Annotated in this window: 15 protein-coding genes; 2 read left to right on the top strand and 13 right to left on the bottom strand. The window is 65.0% G+C overall.

Going from position 1 to position 18,722, the window contains the following annotated elements; translation table 11 throughout:
* Positions 1-65 precede the first annotated feature (65 nt).
* The gene (locus DNK34_RS23245; RefSeq protein ID WP_131177020.1) at positions 66-1,070 is read left to right on the top strand and encodes an Ldh family oxidoreductase; all 1,005 of its coding nucleotides are present in this window, start codon (positions 66-68) and stop codon (positions 1,068-1,070) included.
* A 4-nt stretch (positions 1,071-1,074) separates the two neighbouring features.
* On the opposite strand, the gene DNK34_RS23240 is transcribed toward DNK34_RS23245, so the two are convergent.
* The 13 genes from DNK34_RS23240 to DNK34_RS23180 all read right to left on the bottom strand — a co-directional run bounded on the left by DNK34_RS23240 (position 1,075) and on the right by DNK34_RS23180 (position 15,458).
* Positions 1,075-1,581: a hypothetical protein gene (locus DNK34_RS23240; protein ID WP_131177021.1), complete on the bottom strand. Its 507-nt coding sequence runs from the start codon at positions 1,579-1,581 to the stop codon at positions 1,075-1,077.
* A gap of 507 nt (positions 1,582-2,088) precedes the next feature.
* A complete protein-coding gene (locus DNK34_RS23235) occupies positions 2,089-3,669 on the bottom strand; it encodes an aldehyde dehydrogenase (NADP(+)) (protein WP_131177022.1) in 1,581 nt (526 codons plus the stop codon).
* Between the two features lie 246 nt (positions 3,670-3,915).
* On the bottom strand, positions 3,916-5,226 hold the full coding sequence (locus tag DNK34_RS23230; RefSeq protein WP_131177023.1) for a TRAP transporter large permease: 1,311 nt from the start codon (positions 5,224-5,226) through the stop codon (positions 3,916-3,918).
* A gap of 3 nt (positions 5,227-5,229) precedes the next feature.
* Positions 5,230-5,736 carry a TRAP transporter small permease subunit gene (locus DNK34_RS23225; protein ID WP_131177024.1) on the bottom strand — a complete coding sequence of 169 codons (507 nt, stop codon included), beginning with the start codon at positions 5,734-5,736 and terminating at the stop codon, positions 5,230-5,232.
* A 45-nt stretch (positions 5,737-5,781) separates the two neighbouring features.
* Positions 5,782-6,834: a TRAP transporter substrate-binding protein DctP gene (gene dctP, locus DNK34_RS23220; protein WP_131177025.1), complete on the bottom strand. Its 1,053-nt coding sequence runs from the start codon at positions 6,832-6,834 to the stop codon at positions 5,782-5,784.
* 242 nt (positions 6,835-7,076) lie between these two features.
* Positions 7,077-8,015 carry a dihydrodipicolinate synthase family protein gene (locus DNK34_RS23215; RefSeq protein WP_131177026.1) on the bottom strand — a complete coding sequence of 313 codons (939 nt, stop codon included), beginning with the start codon at positions 8,013-8,015 and terminating at the stop codon, positions 7,077-7,079.
* Positions 8,016-8,241: 226 nt separating this feature from the next.
* Entirely contained in the window at positions 8,242-9,279 is a 1,038-nt protein-coding gene (locus tag DNK34_RS23210; protein WP_131177027.1) for a trans-3-hydroxy-L-proline dehydratase, read from the bottom strand.
* A 117-nt stretch (positions 9,280-9,396) separates the two neighbouring features.
* Positions 9,397-10,119: an amino acid ABC transporter ATP-binding protein gene (locus DNK34_RS23205; protein WP_131177028.1), complete on the bottom strand. Its 723-nt coding sequence runs from the start codon at positions 10,117-10,119 to the stop codon at positions 9,397-9,399.
* Entirely contained in the window at positions 10,112-10,762 is a 651-nt protein-coding gene (locus tag DNK34_RS23200) for an amino acid ABC transporter permease (RefSeq protein ID WP_131177029.1), read from the bottom strand. Before DNK34_RS23200 ends, DNK34_RS23205 begins: the two co-directional genes overlap by 8 nt.
* Positions 10,763-10,775: 13 nt before the next feature.
* Complete coding sequence (locus tag DNK34_RS23195; protein WP_131177030.1) at positions 10,776-11,441, bottom strand: amino acid ABC transporter permease; 666 nt, start codon at positions 11,439-11,441, stop codon at positions 10,776-10,778.
* Complete coding sequence (lhpI, locus tag DNK34_RS23190; protein ID WP_131177031.1) at positions 11,434-13,245, bottom strand: cis-3-hydroxy-L-proline dehydratase; 1,812 nt, start codon at positions 13,243-13,245, stop codon at positions 11,434-11,436. The genes DNK34_RS23195 and lhpI overlap by 8 nt, the downstream gene beginning before the upstream one ends.
* Before the next feature lie 162 nt (positions 13,246-13,407).
* On the bottom strand, positions 13,408-14,226 hold the full coding sequence (locus DNK34_RS23185; RefSeq protein WP_131177032.1) for an ABC transporter substrate-binding protein: 819 nt from the start codon (positions 14,224-14,226) through the stop codon (positions 13,408-13,410).
* A 482-nt stretch (positions 14,227-14,708) separates the two neighbouring features.
* A complete protein-coding gene (locus DNK34_RS23180) occupies positions 14,709-15,458 on the bottom strand; it encodes an AraC family transcriptional regulator (RefSeq protein ID WP_131177033.1) in 750 nt (249 codons plus the stop codon).
* Positions 15,459-15,671: 213 nt separating this feature from the next.
* Between DNK34_RS23180 and DNK34_RS23175 the strand changes: the two genes are divergently transcribed.
* Positions 15,672-18,089, top strand: coding sequence for a glucose/quinate/shikimate family membrane-bound PQQ-dependent dehydrogenase (locus DNK34_RS23175; RefSeq protein ID WP_131177034.1), 2,418 nt, complete (start codon positions 15,672-15,674; stop codon positions 18,087-18,089).
* Positions 18,090-18,722: the final 633 nt, after the last annotated feature.

Genomic DNA, 18,722 nt, shown 5'->3' with positions numbered 1-18,722 from the left:
CCAAAGGCATCAAGCCAGCGCGTGCGGCGGGCGCCAGTGTAGAGGCATCATGAAAGGAGCTGATTATGATTCGACTGACCCTGGCCGAGGCGGGTGAACTGGCGCTGTCCATCATGCGTCACAACGGTTTCAGCGAGGCCCAGGCCCGCGCCGTGAGCGCGACGGTGCTGGCTGGCGAGCGCGATGGCTGCGCCTCCCATGGCCTCTATCGGGTGCTGGGTTGCGTCAGTTCGCTCAAGGCCGGCAAGGTGGTGGCCGATGCCGAGCCCGAGGTGATCGACCAGGCGCCCTCGATCGTGCGAGTGGATGCCCGTGGCGGTTTCTCGCAGCTGGCCTTTCAGGCCGGCTTGCCGCTGCTGCAGGAGAAGGCCCGGGGGAATGGCATCGCCGCCCTGGCGATCAACCGTTGCGTGCACTTCTCCGCCCTGTGGGTGGAAATCGAACAGCTCACCGACGCGGGGCTGGTCGCGCTGGCCTGCAACCCCAGCCATGCCTGGGTGGCCCCGGCGGGTGGCAGCAAGCCGGTGTTCGGTACCAATCCCATCGCCTTTGGCTGGCCGCGGGCGGGCAAGCACCCGTTCATTTTCGATTTCGCCACCAGTGCCATCGCCCGTGGCGATATCGAGCTGCATCGGCGCGCCGGCAAGGCCATCCCCGAAGGCTGGGGTATCGATGCCGAAGGCCGGCCCAGCACCGACGCCGAGGCGGTGATGAACGGCGCCATGCTCACTTTCGGCGGGCACAAGGGCTCGGCGCTGGCGGCCATGGTCGAACTGATCGCCGGCCCACTGATCGGCGACCTCACCAGTGCCGAGTCGCTGGCTTACGACGCCGGCAGCAAATCCTCGCCTTATCACGGCGAACTGATCATCGCCCTCGATCCGCAGCGCTTTCTCGGTGCCGCCACCGACCAACACCTGGCCAGGGCCGAAGCGCTGTTCGACAGCATCCAGGGCCAGGGCGCGCGCCTGCCGTCGCAGCGGCGCTACGACGCGCGCGCCCGCAGCCTGAGCGAGGGGGTGCAGATTCCCCAGGCGCTGTACGACGATCTCAAGGCGCTGCTGGCCTGAGCGATCAGTTGATGCTGTAGCCACGCCCGCTGAGGCAGGCGCCGAGGGCGCGCCGGTAGTAATCGGTGGCGCTCGGTGCCGGGGCGCTGGTGGCGGTGGCCGGATCGAAACCGCTCTGGCTGACCGCCCAGGTGTGGCATTCATAACGATCACGCGCCTGCAGGTCGGCGTTCTGCCCCTGTGCCGGGTAGGCGATGACGTTGTAGTTGGCCGTCGGTGCGGTGCTGGCCACCGGCGGTGCTTCGACCACCACGTACTGTTTGCGGTCGGCGTTCCACATGTAATAGGTGCCCGCCGCGACGAAGTACAGGGCGCTGCCGATCCACAGCTCCCGGGCGAAGTCCGGCAAGCCGTGGCCCTGACGCGGCCCCGGCCCGCCCCAGCCCGGCCCGGGGCCGCCATGGCGGGCGCCAGGTCCACCCCCAGGCCCGCCGGGGCCGGCCAGGGCATTGAAGGAAAGGGCCGCCAGCAGCAAGGCGGCGATGGCAGTGCGAGCGTGGGATGACTTCATCATGGACTCCGAGAAATGCGCTGGCCCGGTCGATCGGTCGGGCAGGTTGCATTATCGGAAAGCCTGCGCAAGCTGACGTCAGGCCGTTGTAAAGGAGGTGTAAATCCCTGCGGCCAGCTCGCCGAGGCGAAGCGCGAGTCGCTGGCGCAGACGCGGCCCGACCGATCCACCGAACAGACAGCTGTCCGTGGCTGACGCGAACCGTAGCCTGGGTGGAGCGCAGCGATACCCAGGGCGCCAGCTCCCGGGTGTCGCTGCGCTCGACCCGGGCTACCTGAAGTGAAATCCCTGCGGCCATCCCGCCGAGGCGAAGCGCGATTCGCCCTCAGCCGACCGATCCACCGAACAGACGGCTGCCCGTGGCTGACACGAACCGTAGCCTGGGTGGAGCGCAGCGATACCCAGGGCACCATCTCCCGGGTGTCGCTACGCTCGACCCGGGCTACCTTCTGCTTTTACTTGCCGCTTGTGGCTTGTGGCTTGTGGCTTGTAGCTTGCCGCTGCCCCTCAGAGCGCATCGCGGCTGCTGACGCCATCCACCAGGCGGGCGATGCCCAGCGGGTTGGCGTTCTTCAGGGCGTCGGGCAGCAGCGCGTCCGGGCAGTTCTGGTAGCACACCGGGCGCAGGAAGCGGTCGATGGCCAGGGTACCCACCGAGGTGCCACGGGCATCGGAGGTCGCCGGGTACGGGCCGCCATGCACCATGGCGTCGCAGACTTCCACGCCGGTCGGGTAGCCGTTGAACAGCACGCGGCCGACCTTCTGCTCGAGCAGGGCGAACAACTCGCCGGCGCCAGCCAGGTCGCCCGGTTCGCTGATCAGGGTGGCGGTCAGCTGACCGTGCAGACCATCGATGGCGGCCAGTAGCTCGGCCTTGTCGGCCACTTCGACGACGATGGTGGTCGGGCCGAAGACTTCTTCCTGCAGCAGCTCGTCGCCGTTCAGCAACAGGCTGACGTCGGCCTTGAACAGTTGCGGGCGGGCCTGGTTGCCTTCCTGCCTGGCGCCGGTCAGGTGGGTGATACCGGCATGGGCGTCGAGCGCTTCCAGGCCTTTGACGTAGCTCTTCAGGGTGCCGGTGTTGAGCATGGTCTGCGGCGGCTGCTCGGCCATCTTGGCGGTGAAGGCCTCGAGGAAGGCGCTGAACTCCGGCGAACGGATACCGATCACCAGGCCCGGGTTGGTGCAGAACTGGCCACAACCCATGACCACCGAACCAGCCAGTTCGCCGGCGATTTTCTCGCCACGGGCCTTGATGGCTTCGGGCAACAGGATGACCGGGTTGATGCTGCTCATCTCGGCGAACACCGGAATCGGCTGCGGGCGCGCCGCGGCCATGTCGCACAGGGCGCGACCACCTTTCAGCGAACCGGTGAAGCCGACGGCCTGGATGGACGGATGCTTGACCAGCGCCTCACCGACGCCACTGCCGTAGATCATGTTGAACACGCCCTTGGGCATGCCGGTCTTGTCGGCGGCGCGCAGCAGGGCTTCGGCAACGAAGGCGGCGGTGGCCATATGGCCGCTGTGGGCCTTGAACACCACCGGGCAGCCAGCGGCCAGGGCCGCGGCGGTGTCGCCACCGGCGGTGGAGAAGGCCAGGGGGAAGTTGCTGGCGCCGAACACGGCGACCGGGCCGAGGCCGATGCGGTACTGACGCAGATCCGGGCGCGGCAGTGGCTGGCGATCCGGCAGGGCGCGGTCGATGCGCGCGCCGAAGAAGTCGCCGCGGCGCAACACCTTGGCGAACAGGCGCATCTGGCCGCTGGTGCGGCCCCGCTCGCCCTGGATACGGGCGCTGGGCAGGGCGGTTTCGCGGCAGACGGTGGCGACGAACTCGTCACCCAGGGCATCGAGCTGGTCGGCGATGGCGTCGAGGAAATCGGCGCGCCTGGCTGCCGGCAGGCTGCGGTAAGCGGGGTAAGCGGCAGCGGCGGCTTTGGCGGCGGCATCGACTTCCTCGGGGGTGGCCTGGATGAAATCGTAGGACAGGGCTTCGCCGGTGCTGGCGTCATGACTCTTGTGAACGACGGAGCCGGCTGCGCTGAACGCGCCGCCGATGATGTTGTGGCCGATGGTAGCGGGCATTGTTAGCTCCTGTTGGGACGTATGAATACGTACGGAAAGGTTTTGATTGTACGATGTCTGATAAGTTGCGCAAGTCTGCAGTCAGTCAGCCCTTGCCGGACGGCCGATAGGAGCGCTAAAGGCTGGAGGCTGAACGACAAGCAAACCGCATAGGCTCTTTCGTCCAGCTTTCCAGCCTCAAGCGTTTTTGATCGAAGGCCGCTTGTGCCTTTTTGGTCGTGCATGAAACATCTGCAGGCCAGGTTCCTAGAACAGCTGCCTCGGCAACCAGGTGGCGATGCCGGGCATGGCCAGGATCAGCAGGAACAGCAGCAGCTGAATGGCGATGAAGGGCAGTACGCCGCGGTACATCACGCCGTAGCCGTAACCGGGTGGGGCGATGGACTTGAGGTAGAACACCGAGGGCGCCAGGGGCGGCGTCAGGTAGCAGGTCTGCACCACCACCATGAACATCACCGCGAACCACACCGGGTCGATGCCGGCGGCCTTTATCAGCGGGGTGAAGATCGGCACGAAGATCAGCACCAGGGAGATCCAGTCCAGCACCATGCCGGCGAAGAACACCATGGTCATGAGGATCAGGATTAGCAGGTAGGGGCTGAAATTCATTTCTTCCATGAACTCGCCGATCATCCAGCCGCCGCCGCTGGCCGCGAAGATGGCGGTGAACATGATGCCGCCGGCGACGATCAGCATGATCATCGAGGTGATCTTGATGGTCGCGACCAGGGCTTCGATCAGCCGTGTGAGGCTCAGCTCCCTGAACCACACGGCCAGCAGCCCTGCGCCGAAGGCGCCCACGGCCGCCGACTCGGTCGGCGAAGCAATGCCGGCCAGCATGGAGCCGAGCACGGCGAAGATCAGCAGCAGCGGCGGGATCAGTGCGCTGATGGTGATCTTCAGCTTCTCGCCCAGCGGCGTGGCCTTCATTTCCGGCACGGCAGGCGCCAGCGAGGGTTTCAGCCAGCAGACGACGATGATGTAGAGCAGGAACATGCCCAGCATCAGCAGCCCCGGGAACAGGGTGGCGGCGAACAGCTGGCCGATCGACAGCTGGGCCATCGAGGCATACACGACGACGATCACCGACGGCGGAATGATCGCCCCCAGCGAACCGCCGCCGCAGATGGTGCCGGAGATCAGCGCGCGGTCGTAGTTGTATTTGGACATGGCCGGAATGGCCATCATGCCGACCACGATCTCCACCGCGCCGACCACGCCGGAGCTGGCGGCGAAGATGCCGCACATCAGCATCGAGGAAATCGCCAGGCCGCCGGAAAAGCCGCCGAGCCACAGCTGCAGGGCACTGAACAGGCGCTGCGCCAGGCCGGTGCGCTCGAGGATCGCGCCCATCAGCACGAACAGCGGAATGGCCGAGAGGGCGAAGTTGGTCGAGGCCTGCAACAGCGAGCCGTACATCTGCTGCAGGATGTTGTCGCCGAACAGCAGCATGCCGAACAGGAACGACACGCTGATCAGCGAGAAGGACACCGGGATGCCGAGGAAGATGAACAGGAACAGCAGGACGAACATCAGCAGGGGTATGTATTCCATCATCGGTCAGTGTTCCTTGGAGCCGGGCTGCTTGCGGTTGCCGATGAACAGCACGGCATCGACGATGAGCTGGTAGGTCAGGCCCGCCAGGCCGACCGCCAGGGCCAGGTAGAACGGCCACATGACCGGTGCCCAGGGGCTGACGTGCTCGACCTCGCCAGTGACGAAGGCGTGCCAGGCACGGCGACTGGCGATGAAGGCCAGGCCGCCGATGGTCGGCACCAGCACCAGCAGGTAGAAGGCCGCGTTGAGCCCGCGCTGTACGGCCGGCTTGAGCCGCGAGGAAAGGAAGTCGACACGCACATGGGTTTCTTCCTTCAGCGCATAGGCGCAGCCGAGCAGGAAGATGCAGCCGTTGAGCATGTAGGAAATGTCGAAGGCCCAGAGTGTCGGGCTGTTGAGGGCATAGCGCGCGAACACTTCGTAGATCATCACCAGCACCATGATCAACGCCATGCTCGAGGCCACGGCGAGCAGTGACTGCGCCGGCCAGTTGTACCATCTGTTTTTCATAACGCCTCCTGGAGCCGACCGCACGCAGGCGGTCGGCTCAACCGATCAGTGTCTGTAGAGATAGGAGGAATTGTTCGACCAGCGCTGCAGGTAGTCGCTGTAGTCCTTGAAGATGGCCTTGGCGTCGATGTCGTCGGCCTTGCGCGCTTCGAGTTTCTCGGCGATCAGCGTATTGCCGCGCTGGGCCAGGTCATCGGTGATGCTCTTGTCCAGCTCGATGATCTCGATACCCGCCTTGCGGTAGGTATCCATGGCCTTCATGTCGCTATCGAGGAAGTGGAAGTAGCTCTGCAGGGTGGTCAGCTTGGCCGCTGCTTCGAGCTTGGCGCGGGTCTTCTCGTCGATGGCGTTCCAGTTCTCTTCGGTCATGAAGAATTCCCAGACGAACGATGGCTGATGCACCCCGGGGGTGAGCAGGTAAGGCGCCACTTCATGGAAGCCCTCGGTCAGGTTGGCCCCCGGGGTGGCCCATTCCACGGCGTCCACGCCCTTGCGCTGCAGCAGGGTGTAGATCTCGCCTGGCGGCACCACGGTCGGCGATGCGCCGACCTGCTGTATCACCTCGGCCCAGGCACCGGCGGTGCGGAATTTCAGGCCCTTGAAGTCTTCGAGTTTCTCGATCTTCTTGTTGGCATGGGCGAGCACCTCGGTGCTGCCGACACCGACTACCAGGCTGTGCAGGCCCATGTTCTTGCGGCGGAATTCCTGCAAGTACTTGAGGCCGTTGCCTTCGTACAGCCAGGCCAGGGTTTCCTCGCCGGACATGCCGCCCGGGTAGCCGGCGAACACGTTGTTCAGCGGATCCTGGTTGACCAGGTAGGTGGGCGTGGAATGGCCGGCCTTGAGCACGCCGTTCTGCACCGACTCATAGACCTGGAACGGCGGCACGATCACGCCGGCGCCGACCGGACGAATCTTCACCTCGCCATCGGTGAGCAGGGCGGCATTGCTGGCGAAACGCTTGAGGAAGTTGTCGAAGAAGAAGCTGCCTTCCGGCACTGAAGTCGGTACCGAGTAGCTGTAGCTGGCCGCCTGGGTGGTGGCGCAGCAAAGCGCCAGGCCGAGGGCGGCGAAAAGCTGAGTGGTCTTGTTGATCATCCTGTTCCCCTTGGTCTTTATGTGTTTGCCAGGTGCGCGGCTTGCGCATTTGTCAGGCAAGGCAGGTGAAGCCAAAGAGCGGGAGGGTGGCCTCCCGCATCCATGCAGCTGTAGCGGTTGTTACAGGCAGGCATCCGGCAGGTGCGGTCTTCGCCGCCGCGACCGGCGATGGCATCGCACAGCTTGATGCACTGCACCAGGTCGGCCGGATGCGCTGGAAGCACCCGGCCGAAGTACAGCGATCAGGCGTCGACCGACCAGTTGGCGTACCACTGGCGGAACAGCTGGTACTGGGTCTCGGCGTAGTTGCGCTGGGCGTCGCTGAGCACATCGGTTTCGTTGAAGTGCAGGGTGTATTCCTGGTCGCCGCCCAGCACCATCAGGTGCTTGTAGTAGAGAACCAGGTCGGTGCCTTCGTCGAAGGACGACAGCACGTTCAGCGCCTCGGACAGCTCCAGGGCGCGGCGGCGGGCAACGGCGTCGCCCTTGGCGGCCTGCTTGCTCAGTTCGACCAGTTGCAGCACTTCGCGCGGCAGGGCGTTGCCGATACCGGTGATGGCGCCGGTGGCACCGCAATTGACGAAGCCGTGCACCACCTGGGTATCGACGCCGGCCATGAGAATCACCTCGTCATCCTGCGAGGTGATGTGCTCGGCGGCATAGCGCATGTCGGCGGCGCCGCCGAATTCCTTGAAGCCGATCAGGTTGGCGTATTTGCGACGCAGCTTGAAGAACAGCTCGGCGCGGGTGGCGAAGCCGTAGTAGGGGCTGTTGTAGATCACCGCCGGCAGCTTCGGCGCCGCTTCGAGAATGGCGGCGAAGTGCGCTTCCTGGGCGGCTGGCGAAGCGCCACGGGACAAGACGCGTGGGATGACCATCAGGCCATGGGCGCCGACCTTGGCGGCGTGGGCGGCGTGGGACACCGCTTCGCGACTGTTCACCGCACCGGTGCCGACGATGGTCGGGATGCCGGCAGCGACCAGGCGCGCCACCCCTTCCTGGCGTTGGGCCTCGGTGAGCAACGGCCAGTCGCCCATGGAACCGCAGTAGACCACGGCGCTCATGCCGGCCTGGATCAGCTCGCGGCCCTTGCGCACCAGGGCGTCGAAGTCTGGCTGGCGCTCGGCGGTGCAGGGAGTCATCAGGGCGGGGATGGTGCCGGTGAAGATGTTGCTGCTCATGGTGTTGCCTCCTGGGCAGAGTAAAGGTATTTCGTATACGAAAGGAAAGAGCCGTAGTCGGCCGTCCGTTTTCCCGTTGTTGGGCGTAACGCCCGGTTCATTGCGCCGGCGAACCGGCGGATTTCAAACTTTCAGGCAGTAGGGTGGATGACGCTTCACCCATCCACCGCTCTGCAATCGTTACGGTGGATGAAAAAAGCGTCATCCACCCTACATATGCGAGCTATCAAAGTTTCAGTTCCACCGGCCAGGTGTCCGAAAGGCGGTAGCCCGTCGGCCAGGGGTCGCTCGGGTCGAGCAGGTGCTGGTGAGTGCCGGTGATCCACGCGCGGCCGGACAGGCAGGGGTAGATCGCCTGACGGCCGGCGACTTCGGTCAGCGAGTCGATGCGGCAATGGAACTCGGAGCCGATGATCGAACGGCCGATGAAGCGCTCGCCCACCGCCAACTGGCCCTTGGCATGCAGCACCGCCATGCGCGCCGAACAACCGGTGCCGCAGGGCGAACGGTCGATCTTGCCGGGGCGGATGACCACCGCATTGGCGCCTGTGGCGATGCCGTGCTCGTGCACCACCGGGGCGGCGATCTGGCAGAAGGAGATATGGCGCCAGTCCGGGTTCAGCGGGTGCAGGAAACCGAGCTGTTCGTTGGCCGCCTGGGTGATGCGCAGGCCCACGGCGACCAGGTCGGCCGCTTCATCGGCCTGGATGGCGAAACCCAGGTGGCGCGCATCGGCGATGACGAAGCTGTCGCCACCGTAGGCGGTATCGACCTGCAGCGAACCCAGGCCTTCCACCTCGATCCAGGCGTCGAGCTGGTCGGCGAAGGAGGGGACGTTCTTCACTTCGACCCGTTCGGCCTTGCCGTCACGACAATCGGCGACCACTTCCACCAGGCCGCCGGGTGCTTCCAGGGTCAGCCGGGTCTGCGGCTCGGTCATCGGCAGGATGCCGCTGTCGAGCAGCACGGTGGCCACGCACAGCGAGTTGGAGCCGGACATCGGCGGCACATCGGCGGGTTCCATGATGATCCAGCCCATCTGCGCTTTCGGATCCTTCGCCGGCACCAGCAGGTTGACGTGGCGGAACACCCCGCCGCGCGGTTCGTTGAGCACGAAGTGGCGCAGGAAATCATCCTGCGCGATCCAGCGCGACTGCTGCCACAGGGTCTCCCCGGGTGGTGGCGCGACACCGCCGACGATGACGTCGCCGACTTCACCTTCGGCATGGCAGCTGACCACATGGATGACTTTGCTCGAGCGCATTACCCGGCCCCTCTCTAAAAATCTTATAAATCCGTAGGATGGGTGTAACCCATCGGCTGTTGATGGGTTACACCTGCGCGGCCCGACCCATCCTACGGTTCGTTTGCGGCGCAGCGCTTAATGAACCGATTTGAGAAAGTCGGCGGTTTCCGGCTTCTGCGGGTTGCCGATCACCTGATCCGGGGTGCCGATCTCGTGCACCAGGCCGTTGCGGAAGAACGCCACGCGGTCGGACACGTCACGGGCGAAACGGATCTCGTGGGTCACCAGCACCATGGTCATGCCGTCTTCGGCGAGCATGCGCATGGTGTCCAGCACCTCGCCGACCAGTTGCGGGTCGAGGGCGCTGGTGGCCTCGTCGAACAGCATGTAGTCGGGGCTCATGGCCAGGGCGCGGGCGATGGCCATGCGCTGCTGCTGGCCACCGGAGAGCTTGCCGGGGAATACCTTGAGCTTGTCGGCCAGGCCGACATGGGTCAGTTGCTGCACGGCGATGGCCTCGGCTTCCTGCTTGCTCAGGCCGAGCACCTTGCGCGGCGCCAGCATGACGTTCTCCAGCACGGTCAGGTGCGGAAAGGCGTTCCACTGCTGGAAGACGATGCCGATCTTCTGCCGCAGCTTGTTGATATCGGTGCCCGGCGCATGCACTTCGGTACCGTCGACGCGGATGCTGCCGCTCTTGATCGACTCCAGGCCGTTGATGCACATCAGCAGGGTCGATTTGCCGGAGCCGGAGCCGCCGATGATCGACACCACCTCGCCCTTGTTCACGGTCAGGCTGACGCCCTTGATCACTTCGAGGTCGCCGAAGGATTTGTGTACGTTGTCGATCTCAATCATTTTCCTGCCACCTTCTTTCCAGACGGGCGCCCAGGCGAGCGACCACCAGGCTCATGACGTAGTAGATGAGGCCGGCGATGCACAGCACCAGCAGCGGCTCTTGAATGCGCGTGACGATGGTCTGCGAGGCGCGCAGCAGCTCGACGATGCCGATCCACATCACCAGCGCGGTGTCCTTCATCACGCTCAGCACCAGGTTCAACCAGCCGGGGAAGGCCACCCGCGTGGCCATCGGCAGGACGATGTAGCGCAGATCCTGCATATAGCTCAGGCCCAGGGAACGGCTGGCGCGACGCAGGGTGAACGGCACCGAGAGCACGCCGCTGCGCACGATCTCGGTGAAGTAGGCGGCGGCGTAGATGCCGAGCACGATGCAGCCCACTGCGAAGGCGCTGATATCGATGCCGGCGATGCTCTTGAACGAATTGAACAGCACGAACTGGATCAGCAGCGGCACGCTGCGGAACACGTCGAGCAGCCAGGCCAGCGGCAGGCTCGTGCGTGGCAGCAGGGCGCGCAGCAGGCCGAACAGCAGGCCGGCGAAGGAGCCCAGCAGGATGGCCCAGAAGGTCAGCTGCAGGGTGACCCAGGCGCCCTCGAGCAGAAAGAGGAAATCGTTCCAGGTGAAGCTGGTATCGAACATGGTGAGCGCTTCCTCAGTAACGGAACAGGCGCCAGGCCAGCAGCCGGGCTACCGCTACGATCGCCTTGGCGATCAGGTAATACAGCACCGCCGCGATGGCGAAGAACTCGAAGGTGCGGAAGGTCTTGACGTTGTAGTCCTGGGTCACCCCGGTGAGGTCGTTGTTGAGGCCGACGATCACCCCCAGGGAGGTCATCAGCACGGCCCAGACCATCTGGTTGGTCAGCGGGTAGAAGACGATGCGCAGCAACTGCGGCACGACGATCAGGCGGTAGGCCTGGAAGGCACTCATGCCCAGCGAGCGGGCCGCCCGCACCTGGGTGTCGGGCACCGCCTTGAGGCCGCCGCGGAAGTTCTCCGCCAGGTAGCCGGCGTTGTTGAAGGTGATGCCGGCCAGCAGGGCGACCCAGGAGCTGACGTGCAGGCCCAGGGAGCCCAGGCCGAAATAGAGGATGTAGATCTGGAACAGCGACGGCGTGTTGCGGGCGATGGACACCCAGCCGTTGGCGAAGCCGCGGGCCAGTGGATTCTTCACTTCGCGCAGCACCGTCAGGGCCAGGGCGATGAGCACGCCGAAGATCATCGACAGGGCGGCCGTCTCGAAGGTCACCCAGGCCCCGGCGAGCATGTCCGGCAGGGCCCTGAACGCCTGGCGCCAATGGAAGGTGTAATCAAACATGCGTGGCGATCTCCACAGGGGAAGCGGGTTGCAGCCAGTCCGGCAGGCGGCCGCTGGCCTGGCCCGAGCAGGCGGTGTCGACGCACTCGGCCAGGCTGGCGAAGTGCACCGCACGGCCGACCAGCCCCGGCGCGTAGTGGGCGTATTTGCCCGAATTGGTCATCAGCGTGCGGCAGTGGGTCGGCACCACCGGCTCGCCGAGCATGCACCAGCAGGTATCGGTCACCAGGGTCGCGCCGAAGGCTTCCAGCACGGTCAGGTGACCGGCGGCGCGAGCCTGCTCGAGAATCGCCCGACCGCAGGTGATCACCAGGCTCACCTCGGCATGCTTGCTGCGGCCCTGGCAAAGTGTGGCCAGGCGGGCGAATTCGCTCAGCGAGAAATGCGGGTTGCCCAGGGCGATCAGGCCGACTTCGGTCTCGCTGGCGCTGTTGAGTTCGTCCCAACTGCGGCGCAGATCGTCGAGGCTGATCCGCTCCGTGCGGGGCGGCGGCGAGTTGTGGATAACGTGCTCCGGTTGCAAGGCTTCCGGGGTAACGCCGGCGATATGAAACAGCGGCGCGGCCGAGCTGGTGGCGAAGGCGGCGCCGAAGGCCTTGAGGTCGTCCAGATCCGGCCGAGCATTTTCCAGGCCGCGCACCAGTGGAATATGGCTGCCGCAGAGCAGGCCGACGTGGTAGCCGAGCAGCGGGTAGAAGGCATCGTCCAGCCCGGCGAGCGCCGGCAGCTCGACCTGCAGGCTGGCCAGACGCTGTTCGTCGAGGTGACAGCCGACCCTGGGCGCGCGGCCGGTGAGGGCGATGCAGATATCCAGGTAGTCCGGGTATTTCAGGGTGCGCGCGCCGAGCACGCTATTGGCGTAGACCACCGCATTGGATTCGGCCCAGACGATCTGCTCGCCCTCGACTGGCGCGCTGTCCAGCAGGTAGGGCGCGCAGGTGAAACTGAGCTGCGCACCCATGGCCATATAGGCATCGCCGAGCGCGCTGGCCGGTTCGCCGAATGCGGCATCAATGCCCAGGGCGCGCCAGCGGCGCTGATCCACGGAAATCGAGTTGAGGGTGGTCGGTACCCGTACCTTGGCGCCCCAGGCCACCAACTGTTCGGCGAAGCGCAGGCTGGCCGGGCCGGTGTAGATGCAGCCGTCGATATGCGCCTGGCTGACATCCAGCAACTCGCGGGCACCCTGCAGCTCGGCCATGCGCAGCACCAGTTGCATGGCGATCTGCGCGGCCTTGCCATGAGCGCCATCGAGCAGGGCTCGGTCACCTTCATTGAGGTGCAACGCGGTACTGAACGGTCGTTGTTCGCGTAGCGACGCCACCGTAGTCGGTCGGGCATCGGCGGGACGTTGTGGATAAAGTGTCAGGCGCTCGCCCTCCAGGCGCGCATAGGCCTGGCCACGCAGGCGGGAGAAGGCGTCGTGGCCGATGCTCAATACGGCGATAGAGCGCTGGAACAGCAGCTCGGCCACCAGCACGCCAAGGGTCAGAATCTCATCGGCCTCGGCCAGCACCAGAGCGGTCGGTGCGTGCTCGCCGCTGAGCAGCTCCATCATCACGCTGCTGCCGGTGCAGGAGCCGCGGCCGCTGGGAATCGCCAGCACGCGGCCGGCGAGGTTCTGTCCGCTGAGTGGGTGGTGACGGTCGATCACCTCGCCGGTGAATGGATCGACGCCGCCCCAGAAGCTCAGGCCCATCTCGGCGAACAGCAACTCACCCTCGGTGCAGCCGGCGACCAGGCTGCGGCCCTGGAGGGCGCAGGCGTCGGGGCTGAGCGAGGTGGGTTCCACGGCTGCTGGCATCGATGAGCTCCAGATAGGAATAAGGTCGAGCGTTGTTCCGGTTAGGTGTTGCCGACGTAGGATGGGTTAGCGGCGCTATGCCTCGCAATCTCAGACGCCGTTCCCTCGGCGCGCCGCGTAACCCACCAAGCGATAGTCGGCGTTGCGACCATGGTGGTCAGATCAGTAATACACGCCCGGCACGGTCAGGTTGGCCGGCTTGATGTCGTCGCCGACCCACTTCTTCCACAGCTCTTCGTAACGGCCGCTGCGCACCTGCTGGTTGACGAACAGGTTGAGATAATTGATCAGGCCATACTCGTCGCGCTTGGCCGCCAGGGACACGTAGTCGACGACATAGGGCGCATCACCGACCACTTTCAGGCCCTTGTACTTGCCGGACTGGAGCGTAGCGGCGGCGACCGTGTTGGTCACCACGGTGGCGGCGATATGGCCCTGGGCGACGGCGAGGATGGTGTCGTTCTGCGACTGGTAGGCGCGGAAGCTGCCGCCACCCCAGGCCTTGACGTCCTTCTCCAGGGCGATGGCCTCGTAGGTACCGCTGGTGTTGCCCACCGGCTTGCCCTTGAGGTCTTGGTAACCGTTGATGCCGGTGTCTTCGCGGGTCAGCACGACCATCTGGAAGGCGAAGTAGGGCACGGTCATGCCCACGGTCTTGGCCCGCTCCAGGGTGTCCGAGGTGGAGGCGACGATCACGTCGGCGCGACCGGATACCAGGGCCGGGATACGATCGGGGAAGGGCGTCTCGACCACTTCGGCATCGACGCCGAGGACTTTCGCCAGGTCGTTGCAATAGTCGACGTCGAAGCCGATCGGCTGGTTCTTGTCGTCACGCGAGCCCATCGGCGGGAAGTCCAGGGTCACGGCGCAGCGCAGCTTGCCGGACTCGATGATCGAGTCGAGTTTGTCGGCGTGTGCGGTGCCGATCAGGGTGGTGCTGAGTACTGCGCTGAGGGCTACGGCAAAAGCGGGGTTTTTCATAGGGGCCTCGAAAGTGTGCAGACAAAAAACGTTATAGGAGATTTCGTATACGATATTTCATATGCAACAGCTATGCCTGTTCCCTGCCTCATCGCTGAGCGGCCCAGGGGACGAGGGATGGAGGACGGAATCGCTGGAGCGCGCGCGACTCGCCGCAAGCGGGGGTGTTACATAAGGGAGCGTTGTATCAGTTCGGGCGCCCCGTTTTGGAACGCCGGCGGCTCTCAGAAGCTGTTCACGATCTTTGCAGGCAAATGGACGGCAGCAAGGCGATAGCAGACTCTCGTAGGATGGGTGAAACCCATCGGCGATTGATGGGTTTCACCCATCCTACAGGCTGGAGGCTGAACGAGAAGCAGACCGCATAGGCTCTTTCGTCCAGCTTTCCAGCCTCAAGCGTTTTTGATCGAAGGCCGAAGGCCGCTTCCGCCTGTTTGCAGTCATCGCAAGCAACCTATCGACTAAAGATCGTGAACAGGCGCTCAGTCCCGGTGCGAGTCGCGGAACTGGCTCGGGGTCAGGCCGGTGAGGGCGCGGAACTGGCGGCTGAAGGCGCTGTGGTCGGTATAGCCGCAGCGTAGCGCGATCTCGGTGATCGGCAGCGGCTGCAGCAGCAACCGGCTGGCTTCGCCGAGACGGGCCTTGTGAATCATCTGCCTGGGCGTGAGCTGGAAGATGCGTTTGCAGTGGCGCTCCAGCTGGGCCACCGAGAGCCCGGCCAGGGCGGTCAGTTCGGCCAGGCTGATGGGCCGGGCGAAGTGCTCGCGGATATGGGCGTCCACCGCCGCCAGCCTGTGGTAGGCCGGGTGGCTGGATTGCGGCAGTTGCAGGTCGCGGGAAATCCCGGCCACGCCGATGATCGCGCCGCCGGGGTCGCGCAGGGCCAGCTTGTGGGTCAGGCACCAGACCGGCTGGTTGCCGTAGTAGAGGTGCAGTTCCAGTTGATCGCTGAGCTGTCCGCCGTCTCGCAGCAGGCGCCGATCCTGCTCGGTGTACGACGGGCCGAAACGGGCGGGGAATACCTGTTCGGCGGTGAGGCCCAGCAGGTCGGCCTTGTGCTTCATGCCGCAACGCTGGGCCAGCGTCTGGTTGACCAGCGCGTAGCGGGCCTGGGCGTCCTTGATGAAGAACACCACGTCGGGCAAGGCATCGAACAAGGGTTCGATCTGCCTGAGGCTGTCGATCAGGCTCGGCAGGTCATGGTGGCGGGCGGTAGGCAGCAGGGTGTGCATGATGGAAAAGGCGCGCTGGTCAGGTAGCCACGCAGCCTAACGCGTTGCTGACAGGCAGGAAAATGTACCACCTGGTTAATTTACAGGTGCGATTGGTTCCATTTCGGTGCACACTGACACCATACAAAATATTACAAACAGTACCGTTGGCTATGCTTGCCATAGCGGCGTCGATACTGCGTCTTCGTGTCTGTAAAAAAACGGGATGGAACCATGAATGATGGTAAAGGCGCCTCGCGTGGCGCACATGCACTGCTGCTGATCGTCGGTGTGCTGATCGCCCTGGCGGGCCTGGCGCTGGTGGTCGGCGGTGGCTACCTGGCGACCCTGGGCGGCAGCTGGTACTTCCTGATCATGGGGGTGGCCGTACTGGCCAGCGGTGCCTTGATCGCGAGGCGCAAGACCCAGGGCGCCTGGCTGTTCGCCGCCGCACTGCTCGGCACCCTGGTCTGGGCGCTGGCGGATGTCGGCCTGGTGTTCTGGCCGCTGTTCTCGCGGCTGTTCACCTTTGGCGCAATCGCCCTGGTCGTCGCGCTGATCTATCCGACGCTCAAGCGGGCCGCCGGTGGCAGCGGCGGACGTGGCGCCTATGGCCTGGCGGGTGTGCTGGGCGTGGCGCTGCTCGCGGGTTTCGCCGCCACCTTCGTGCCCCATCCCACCGTGGTGGCGACGGGCGACGGTCCGGCGCCGACGCCGGTCGACCCCGAACAGGCGCAGCAGAACTGGGAACACTATGGCAACAGCGCTGGCGGCAGCCGCTTCGCGGCGCTGGACCAGATCAGCCGCGCCAACGTCAAGGACCTCGAGGTCGCCTGGACCTACAACACCGGTGACATCGCGCAGAGCAACGGCAATGGCGCCGAGGATCAGCTCACGCCGCTGCAGGTCGGCGACAAGGTCTTCCTGTGCACGCCGCACAACAATCTCATCGCCCTCGATGCCGACACCGGGCGCGAGCTGTGGAAGAACGAGATCAACGCCCAGTCTTCGGTGTGGCAACGTTGCCGTGGCCTGGCCTACTTCGACGCCGACGCGCCGTTGCAGCAGCCCAGCGCGGCGGGCGCCGCCCCGGTGCCGAGCGTGGCGCTGGCCGAAGGCGCCAACTGTCGCCGTCGCCTGCTGACCAACACCATCGATGCCCGCCTGATCGCGGTCGACGCCGATACCGGCGAGCTGTGCCAGGGCTTCGGCGACAACGGCCAGGTCGACCTCAAGGCCGGCCTGGGCGATGCGCCCGATCCTTTCTACCAGCTCACCTCGCCGCCGCTGTTGGCCGGCACCACCGTGGTGGTCGGTGGGCGCGTGGCCGACAATGTGCAGACCGATATGCCGGGCGGTGTGATCCGTGGTTTCGATGTGGTCACTGGCGCCATGCGCTGGGCCTTCGACCCGGGCAACCCCGAGGAGCGTCAGGCACCGGCCGATGGCCAGAGCTACGTGCGCAGCACGCCGAACTCCTGGGCGCCGATGTCCTACGATCCGGCGCTGAACACCGTGTTCCTGCCCATGGGCAGTCCGTCCACCGACCTCTATGGTGCCGAGCGCACCGCGCTGAACCACAAGTACGGCGCCTCCATACTGGCGCTGGATGCCAGCACCGGCGCGGAGAAATGGGTCTACCAGACGGTGCACAACGACCTCTGGGACTTCGACCTGCCGATGCAGCCCAGCCTGATCGACTTCCCCAAGGCGGACGGCAGCAAGGTGCCGGCCGTGGTGATCGGCACCAAGGCCGGGCAGATCTACGTGCTCGACCGGGCTACCGGCCAGCCGCTGACCGCGGTCGAGGAAGTGGCGGTCAAGGGCGCGGACATTGCCGGCGAGCAGTATGCGCACAAGCAGCCGCTGTCGGTGGGCATGCCACAGATCGGCGCGCAGCGTCTGACCGAATCGGACATGTGGGGCGCCACGCCCTTCGACCAGATGCTGTGCCGCATCGGCTTCAAACAGATGCGCTATGAAGGCCTGTACACCGCACCGGGCACCGATTTGTCGCTGAGCTTCCCTGGCTCTCTGGGCGGGATGAACTGGGGCGGTCTGTCCACCGACCCGGTCAACGACTACATCTTCGTCAACGACATGCGCCTGGGCCTGTGGGTGCAGATGATCCCGGCGACCACCCAGGGCGAGGCTTCGTCGGGCGGCGAAGCCGTCAATACCGGTATGGGCGCGGTACCGCTCAAGGGCACGCCCTACGCGGTCAACAAGAACCGCTTCCTGTCGGCGGCAGGCATTCCCTGCCAGGCGCCGCCGTTCGGCACGCTCACCGCCATCGACATGAAAACCCAGAAGATCGCCTGGCAAGTGCCGGTTGGCACGGTCGAAGACACCGGCCCGCTGGGCATCAAGATGCACCTGCCGATGCCGATCGGCATGCCGACCCTGGGCGGTTCCCTGGTCACCCAGTCCGGCCTGGTGTTCTTCGCCGGTACCCAGGATTACTACCTGCGCGCCTTCGATAGCGGTACCGGCAAGGAAATCTGGAAGCAGCGCCTGCCGGTGGGCAGCCAGGGCACGCCGATGACCTATGTCTCGCCGAAGACCGGCAAGCAGTACATCGTGCTGACCGCCGGCGGTGCACGGCAGTCGCCGGACCGTGGCGATTACGTGATCGCCTATGCATTGCCGTAAGCACATCTAGCTGGCGCTGCAGCCGAGGCCGTGTCCCTGCGAGGGATGCGGCCTTTTTTCTGCCTGTCATGCAGGGAGGTGATCACTCTGTTAGCTGCGCCATGGGAGCCGTCTCCGCGTCTTCGACGCAGCGCTGTCGCGCAGCAAACAGACCGTAGGATGGGTCGGGCCGCGTAGGTGGCAACCCATCAATATTCCGATGGGTTGCCACCCATCCTACGCGGCACGCCCTTCATGCATTTTTTACACTATTATAAATCAATGGGTTACCTGATGTTTGATGGGAAGGTCTTCAGCCGCGACGCTCCATTACCACCGATCGCCGCTAAAGCGCCTCCCACGATCGCGAGCTCACGGTGAGCCACCGCCAGCGCATTCTTAGTCAGAGAGGCCAGGATCTACAGGCATGCGGCGACGCTGGATTGTGCTACATGCGGAGGGGGAAAGGGCTGAACGCCAGAAAGCAGAAAGGGGAGCCGGAGCTCCCCCAATTCTTGTCGGTATCATCGTTCTTGTTAGTGCTCGGCCCATTGTTCTTGTTTTGGCCGCAGCTCCCAGAGGGGAGCCAAGAGCGAACGGATTTGTTTGGACGCTGATATTGCCGTGATCCTGAGATCCAACCAGTTCTGCCGC

This window comes from Phytopseudomonas dryadis, from assembly GCF_004327355.1.
Lineage (GTDB): Bacteria > Pseudomonadota > Gammaproteobacteria > Pseudomonadales > Pseudomonadaceae > Aquipseudomonas > Aquipseudomonas dryadis.
Note: the sequence above shows the minus strand (reverse complement) of the source record. Positions and strands in the feature narration are given on the sequence as shown.

Excerpts from the sequence above, each read along its gene's own strand:
- DNK34_RS23245 (WP_131177020.1), top strand. The coding sequence starts at position 66 with ATGATTCGACTGACCCTGGCCGAGGCGGGTGAACTGGCGCTGTCCATC.
- DNK34_RS23240 (WP_131177021.1), bottom strand. The coding sequence starts at position 1,581 with ATGAAGTCATCCCACGCTCGCACTGCCATCGCCGCCTTGCTGCTGGCG.
- DNK34_RS23235 (WP_131177022.1), bottom strand. The coding sequence starts at position 3,669 with ATGCCCGCTACCATCGGCCACAACATCATCGGCGGCGCGTTCAGCGCA.
- DNK34_RS23230 (WP_131177023.1), bottom strand. The coding sequence starts at position 5,226 with ATGATGGAATACATACCCCTGCTGATGTTCGTCCTGCTGTTCCTGTTC.
- DNK34_RS23225 (WP_131177024.1), bottom strand. The coding sequence starts at position 5,736 with ATGAAAAACAGATGGTACAACTGGCCGGCGCAGTCACTGCTCGCCGTG.
- dctP (WP_131177025.1), bottom strand. The coding sequence starts at position 6,834 with ATGATCAACAAGACCACTCAGCTTTTCGCCGCCCTCGGCCTGGCGCTT.
- DNK34_RS23215 (WP_131177026.1), bottom strand. The coding sequence starts at position 8,015 with ATGAGCAGCAACATCTTCACCGGCACCATCCCCGCCCTGATGACTCCC.
- DNK34_RS23210 (WP_131177027.1), bottom strand. The coding sequence starts at position 9,279 with ATGCGCTCGAGCAAAGTCATCCATGTGGTCAGCTGCCATGCCGAAGGT.
- DNK34_RS23205 (WP_131177028.1), bottom strand. The coding sequence starts at position 10,119 with ATGATTGAGATCGACAACGTACACAAATCCTTCGGCGACCTCGAAGTG.
- DNK34_RS23200 (WP_131177029.1), bottom strand. The coding sequence starts at position 10,762 with ATGTTCGATACCAGCTTCACCTGGAACGATTTCCTCTTTCTGCTCGAG.
- DNK34_RS23195 (WP_131177030.1), bottom strand. The coding sequence starts at position 11,441 with ATGTTTGATTACACCTTCCATTGGCGCCAGGCGTTCAGGGCCCTGCCG.
- lhpI (WP_131177031.1), bottom strand. The coding sequence starts at position 13,245 with ATGCCAGCAGCCGTGGAACCCACCTCGCTCAGCCCCGACGCCTGCGCC.
- DNK34_RS23185 (WP_131177032.1), bottom strand. The coding sequence starts at position 14,226 with ATGAAAAACCCCGCTTTTGCCGTAGCCCTCAGCGCAGTACTCAGCACC.
- DNK34_RS23180 (WP_131177033.1), bottom strand. The coding sequence starts at position 15,458 with ATGCACACCCTGCTGCCTACCGCCCGCCACCATGACCTGCCGAGCCTG.
- DNK34_RS23175 (WP_131177034.1), top strand. The coding sequence starts at position 15,672 with ATGAATGATGGTAAAGGCGCCTCGCGTGGCGCACATGCACTGCTGCTG.